This is a genomic window from Streptomyces katrae (genome assembly GCF_000966975.1).
Classification (GTDB): Bacteria; Actinomycetota; Actinomycetes; order Streptomycetales; family Streptomycetaceae; genus Streptomyces; species Streptomyces katrae.
Genome location: NZ_JZWV01001281.1, coordinates 1 through 2,919, shown reverse-complemented (window position 1 = coordinate 2,919; position 2,919 = coordinate 1). Strand labels below are relative to the sequence as shown.

Below are 2,919 nucleotides of genomic sequence, written 5' to 3'. Positions count from 1 at the left end.
GTGCTGGCCCGGGGCAAGCGCGAGGGCGAGAAGGCCGCGGCCGACGACAGCTGGGAGCGCAGCGAGGAGCGGCGGCGGCGCAAGGAGGCCGTCTACGGCACCGCCTCGTACGTCCTGCTCTTCTGCTGCGCGGCGGTGGCCGCCGCGCTCTCCTTCCACGGGCTGGTCGGCTTCGGCCGGCAGAACCTCAACCTGTCCGGCGGCTGGGAGTACCTGGTCCCCTTCGGCCTCGACGGCGCCGCCATGTTCTGCTCGGTGCTCGCGGTCCGCGAGGCCAGCCACGGCGACGCCGCCCTGGGCTCCCGGATGCTGGTCTGGCTCTTCGCCGGGGCGGCCGCCTGGTTCAACTGGGTTCACGCGCCCAGGGGTTCGGGCCACGACGGGGCGCCGCAGTTCTTCGCCGGGATGTCGCTCTCGGCGGCCGTGCTCTTCGACCGCGCCCTCAAGCAGACCCGCCGGGCGGCGCTGCGCGAGCAGGGCCTGATCCCCCGCCCGCTGCCGCAGATCCGCATGGTCCGCTGGCTGCGCGCCCCCCGCGAGACCTTCGGCGCCTGGTCCCTGATGCTCCTGGAGGGCGTGCGCACGCTCGACGAGGCGGTCGACGAGGTGCGCGAGGACAAGAAGGAGCGGGAGCAGGACCGGCACCGCAGGCGGGAGCAGCACCGTCTGGACCGCGCCCGCATCAAGGCGCTGGGCCGGCAGAACAGGGCGTTCGGGCGGGCCCGGGCGCGTCAGGTCGACCTGCCGGGGCTGAACCCCGGGACGGGCTCCGCGCCGGTCGGCGCGGAGCCGGCCATATCGGAACCAGGACAACTGCCCCTGCGACGAAGGCCCTCCCTGCAAGCCGTGAACACAGCCGAGTCCGCTGACCCGGCCGGCCCCCGGACGGTGGACCTCACCGCCGAGGACGACACCCAGACCATCCCCCGACTCGACTCACTGGAGCGCAAACTGAAGGACCTGGAGCAGCAGTTCGGCTGACCGGCACGACCGCCGGAACGCCGCAGCGCCGCGCACGCCTCAGCGGGGCAGCCCTCGGGCGGCCCCGCTGTCGCACGCCGCGGACCGCTATCCGGCGTCCTCCAGCTCGAACCAGACCACCTTGCCCGGCCCCAGCGCCAGCGGGTCCACGCCCCAGGTGTCGGCGAGCGCCTCCACCAGGACCAGCCCCCGTCCGTGCGTACCGTCGTCGGCGGACGGTACGTGCGGCCGGGGCCGGCGGGCGGCGCCGTCGCGGACCTCGACCCGTAACCGGGCGTCCTTCACGCGGGCGGACACCTCGGCACCCCCCTCCGTGTGGACGAGGGCGTTGGTGACGAGTTCGGTGACCAGCAGTTCGGCCACCTCGGCCGTATCGGCCCGGCAGTGGTGGCGGAGCAGCTCCCGCAGGTCCCTGCGCACCTGGCCCACCGCCTTCAGATCGGCCCGGCCCACTCTGCGCGTCATCTCCGCCTGGTCCTGCGACGGTTCGCGCGGCACCGGCCGCCCCCTCCGCCACGGCTTCCCCGTCTTCGCCCCCACGCGCACGGCGATGTACCTCCCCGTATTCCTGTGCCCGGATGTCGAACTGGTCTACGGAATGCATGCCCCTGGGGCGGGTTCACACTCCTTCGCCCCAGCGGGCGGGGCGGGCGGAGCCGACGGGATCCGGCCATCCGCACCGTCCCGCCCGCGCCCCGGGCCGCCACGGCCCGTTGTCCGATGGTGCGAATCCGGTCACCGCCCGGACACCGGTCCTCGGTGGAACCGACAGGCGTCCGGCCTCCCGCACCCCCTGTACCGGGGCGGGCCCGCCTCCCGCGCGGCGGACCGCACCGGCCCGGCCGCGTACGGACGGAGGCCGGAATGCGGCAGGTATCCCCCGCCGCCTCCGGACTCGGACCACCGAAGAGGAGCACTTTGACGGGCGGCCCCTACTGCACGAGGGGGAGGAAATCTCCCACCGGCATCGAGGAACCGCCCACACCCGGGGGACCGCACCCCTTGACGGCCCGGTCACGCCTCCCAGACCGCGGCGGCCGTCCGGTCGTCGGCGTAGCCCTTGACCCGGAGCTGGGTGTCCGCGAGGAAGGCCGCGAGGCCCGGCGGTTCGCCCTGGGACCAGCGGTCGGCGAGTTCGGCCGGGAGCAGCCCCTCCTCACGCATGGGGTCCGCGAGACCCGCGGAGCAGAGCAGCAGGGTGTCACCCGGCCGGGCCGCCGACGCACGGAACCGGAAGCCGGTGGCCCCGCCGGTGCCCTCCTCCAGGTCCTGCCAGCGGCCCGAACGGAGCCGGAAGATGCCCCCCGGGCCGGCGCCGAAGCAGATCCGGTGCGGGCACTGCGGGTCGAGCGGCAGCAGCAGCCCGCGCAGTCCGGCCGTGTAGGCCTCCTGGTCGAGCCCGAGTTCGGCGGCCCGGGCCCGCAGCCGCCCGTAGCCGCGGTCGGTGAGCCGCTGGAGCCCCGACAGCAGGGCCTCGCGGCGGCCCGCCCGGATGTCCTCGGCGAGCCGCTCCCGGCTGCGCCCCACGGCCGCCGCGACGGAGTGCCCCAGTTCGGCGGCGGCCTCGCGGGCGCCGGGGGCGGCCCGGTCCCCGCCGGCCAGGACCACCAGCACCAGGGCGTCGTCCCCGCTGCCGAAGCGGGCGGTGAGCAGGAAGTCCCGGCGGGCCTCGCCCCGGTAGCGGGCGGAGTCCCCGCGCAGGGAGGCGGCGCGCAGGGTGTACGTGCCGTAACGGGCCCCGTCCAGGACGGTGTCGGGGGTGAGGAAGTCCAGCGCGGCCGGGTCGGCCGCGGGCAGGGCCCCCGGTTCGGCGGCGTAGGTGGGGGCCCGGTCCCCGAGGTGGCTGACCGTCGGCCGCCCGGGCGGCTCCGGTACGGGTCCGGGCCGCGGCTCCCGTCCAGCCTCGCGCGGCGCCGGCGGCACGTCCAGGTTCCCCTC

Annotated in this window: 3 protein-coding genes; 1 reads left to right on the top strand and 2 read right to left on the bottom strand. The window is 76.0% G+C overall.

Annotated elements, in window-relative coordinates:
- On the top strand, window positions 1-981 hold a 981-nt coding region (locus VR44_RS36195), incomplete at its 5' end, for a DUF2637 domain-containing protein (protein ID WP_052713990.1).
- A gap of 87 nt (window positions 982-1,068) precedes the next feature.
- On the opposite strand, the gene VR44_RS36190 is transcribed toward VR44_RS36195, so the two are convergent.
- Together VR44_RS36190 and VR44_RS36185 are read right to left on the bottom strand one after the other, a co-directional pair.
- The gene (locus VR44_RS36190; RefSeq protein ID WP_045951904.1) at window positions 1,069-1,446 is read right to left on the bottom strand and encodes an ATP-binding protein; all 378 of its coding nucleotides are present in this window, start codon (window positions 1,444-1,446) and stop codon (window positions 1,069-1,071) included.
- 549 nt (window positions 1,447-1,995) lie between these two features.
- Window positions 1,996-2,919 (bottom strand): PP2C family serine/threonine-protein phosphatase (locus tag VR44_RS36185; protein ID WP_045951902.1); only part of this gene is annotated, 924 nt, incomplete at its 5' end.